Here is a 3,245-nt window from a genome sequence, read left to right as displayed (position 1 = left end):
TCATACAAGACGTTGAGGCTGTCGCCTTGGTAATGGTAGTTCGTCACCACGCCATTGACGGTCTTTTGAATGCGGCGGCCATCTTCATCATATTGGTACGTCACAAACGGCGCGCTTTCGCCTTTTCTTGTAACGGAAACCAATTGATCGGCTTCGTTCCATTCATATCGATACTGGCCGTCTTCTAATCGGTTGCCGTTCGCGTCATACATGATCATTTCATCACCGAAACGAACCAATTGATTCGCCGCATTATAATCGGCCATCGTCGTCGTCGATGATCCGTCTTTCGTTTTCACGACTTTCGTCCGGTTCCCGAATCCATCGTACGTATACTCGATCGTCGTTCCATCTGGACGTTGTTCGGTCTTCAACTGATCGAGCTCATCATAGCTGTACACCGTGACGTCCCCGTTCGACGTTTCGATGCGGGTTCGGTTGCCGTTTTCGTCGTAACGGTACGTTTCCGCCAATAACTCGGTTCCGTTCGCCGTTCCCACCACCAGACTGTTCACCAAGCCGCGGTCGTCATACGTAAAGGTGGCACCCGCTTCATTTCCGGTGGTAAACGTGCGAACATGGCCTCTTTCGTCATGTAGTAAGTGAAATGACTCATTAATCAACGGTAGCGGCTCGGTTAGGTGTCGAAAAAAAGGGGCTGTCCAATAGTCAATTGTTCGACTATTGGACGCCCCGTTCGGCACATGCCTGGCACTCAATAATGCACTAATTTACACTATCCTAACCAAGGAATCAGACCATTACTTATTTTTACTAATATATGGTTCTATATCATTGAATTCGCTCATCTACAGTAAACGAGCTTCTCCCACCTACACTCTGTTAAGGGGTGAGAGACTTCTCAATAGATATGTTAAATAAAAATGTTGATCATCTTAACCCCTGTTATTAGAAACCGACAACCTTCCATTGTATCTGAGGCCAATGCTTCATCAACGGGATTTCCAAAATAAAGCCACTTATCAGCAATGCTTCTCAACCCTTCTTCTATATCTTCTATCGAAAAGCTTGTGTAGGTACTTAGTTTCACTTCTACCACAAATAAATTTGGATCTTTCCAATATGGTTCGTTTTTTAAAATGGTGTACTTTGTAAAATTCCCCTTAAATACACTTATTACATTTTCTATAATTGAAAAAGATTCATTTTTATCTTGAGTGTATAAATATGATCGAATAAGCAAATTTTTCCCCCCCATACAGTAAGTTTAAGAAAGTCTTTTCAGACGATCCCCTATTTTATCCAATTACTCTTTAGACATCGTATACTACAAGATGATTCACGAGAGGAACAAGTGCCTCCCATGAATCACAAACATCGGCGCTTTGGATTTTTGAATGTCCTTGAAACCGATTCTAGAATCATCGAGGACACTCTAATCTCACCCATAACATTGACTGCCTGTAAATTCTATAATCTCCCCTACATAATCTTTTCATTGATCTCGTATACTGGAGGGTGTAGCTTCTAAGCAGTTCTTAGTCTAACATGAGTTCTCATACGCTAGGAAGATTTTTAATGAGTTATCCTTCCTTTAAGGGAAACATTAAGATGTGAACCATCCCTTGATAAATGTCCCAGCATTTGTTTCCCTCTTTTTGATAATTGTACATCCCATTCAAATGGTTCGCCTTTAGTTCTAGAAGGTCCTTTGGTCCAAATATTTCCGAATCTATCTATATGTCCCCCACCTTTCCTCGGAAGTGGTTGGGATGGTGTCCAATTCTTCGGCGGAACGTATCTTATTTTACCTTTAGTTGGTAACATTGCTCCTTTAAGTACAGATTTCTTACTTACCGAGGCAAAAAACTGTAAATTCAACCTTCCTAAAAACCTTTGAGCCCGTCTAGCTTTATACACCCTATACGCAATTTTGGCACCTTTAAATGTCGCACCACCAACAAGCCCTACACCTACCGCAATCGCCGCAGCCTTCCAACCACCTTTTTTAAAGGCTTTATACCCATCATACGCCGCAAATCCCGCATTAATCGCCATCCACACAAAATGCCCATCCGGATCGACCAACATCACCGGGTTGTTGTTCGCATATGTGTAGCCGTTTTGGGTTAGAATATCATCCGAATCTCCCGGATCAGGGTCCATGGACAGGAACACACCATGGGTTGGGTGGTAGTAACGGGCCATGAGGTAGTACAATCCCGTCTCTTCATCGTATTGGTATCCCGCGTAGCGATATGGGTTTTCGGCTGCCATTTCACCGGATTTTGAAAGAAGCTGGCCCCATGTGTCGTACTCGTAACGGGCCACCACATTTCCTTGCGCATCCGTTAACGCGATGACATCGCCATGGGCGTTGTAGTGGTAGAAGTACGTCGCCCCGCCCTTTTTCATCGCCAACAGCTGGCCGTTTTCTCCGTATATATACGATTGTACCACATTTCCGTTTGCGTCGGTTTCATACAAGACGTTGAGGCTGTCGCCTTGGTAGTGGTAGTTCGTCACCACGCCATTCACGGTCTTTTGAATGCGGCGACCGTCTTCGTCATATTTGTATGTGACAAACGGCGCGCTTTCGCCTTTTCGAGTGATAGCGACAAGCTGATCGGCTTCGTTCCATTCATATTGGTACTCACTGTCTTCGGTCCGGTTGCCGTTCGCATCGTACGTGATCGTTTCATCGCCGAAACGAACCAATTGATTCGCCGCATTATAATCGGCCGTCGTCGTCGTCGATGATCCGTCTTTCGTTTTCACGATTTTCGTCCGGTTCCCGAATCCATCGTACGTATACTCGATCGTCGTTCCATCTGGCCATTGTTCGGTCTTCAACTGATCGAGCTCATCATAGCTGTACACCGTGACGTCCCCGTTCGACGTTTCGATGCGGGTCCGATTGCCGTTTTCGTCGTAACGGTACGTTTCCGCCAATAACTCGGTTCCGTTCGCCGTTCCCACCACCAGACTGTTCACCAAGCCGCGGTCGTCATACGTAAAGGTGGCACCCGCTTCATTTCCGGTGGTAAACGTGCGAACATGGCCTCTTTCGTCATAATCCAAACGGTACGTATACGTTCCATCTTGAACAACCGTATTTTGATCCAACGCGTTGTATTGGTAGGTGACGGTTTGGCTAAATGATCCGTGCGAGAACAGGAACTGTTGCAATTTATCCGAGGTGGTCGGATACGTCCATTTTTGGACTCCGCCGCGGTCGGATTGCTCTGTCACACGGTTCTTCTCATCAAACTTTCTAGTCTTCG

At 45.7% G+C, this 3,245-nt stretch carries 3 protein-coding genes; all 3 read right to left on the bottom strand.

Annotated features, from left to right (window positions below; translation table 11 throughout):
• On the bottom strand, positions 1 to 674 hold a 674-nt coding region (locus AT864_RS00050), incomplete at its 3' end, for an RHS repeat domain-containing protein (RefSeq protein ID WP_369815470.1).
• Positions 675 to 874: 200 nt separating this feature from the next.
• Entirely contained in the window at positions 875 to 1,204 is a 330-nt protein-coding gene (locus AT864_RS00045) for a hypothetical protein (protein WP_139788030.1), read from the bottom strand.
• Positions 1,205 to 1,536: 332 nt separating this feature from the next.
• On the bottom strand, positions 1,537 to 3,245 hold a 1,709-nt coding region (locus AT864_RS00040), incomplete at its 5' end, for a polymorphic toxin type 17 domain-containing protein (RefSeq protein ID WP_231734565.1).

This window comes from Anoxybacillus sp. P3H1B (assembly GCF_001560855.1).
Classification (GTDB): Bacteria; Bacillota; Bacilli; order Bacillales; family Anoxybacillaceae; genus Anoxybacteroides; species Anoxybacteroides rupiense.
Note: the sequence above shows the minus strand (reverse complement) of the source record. Positions and strands in the feature narration are given on the sequence as shown.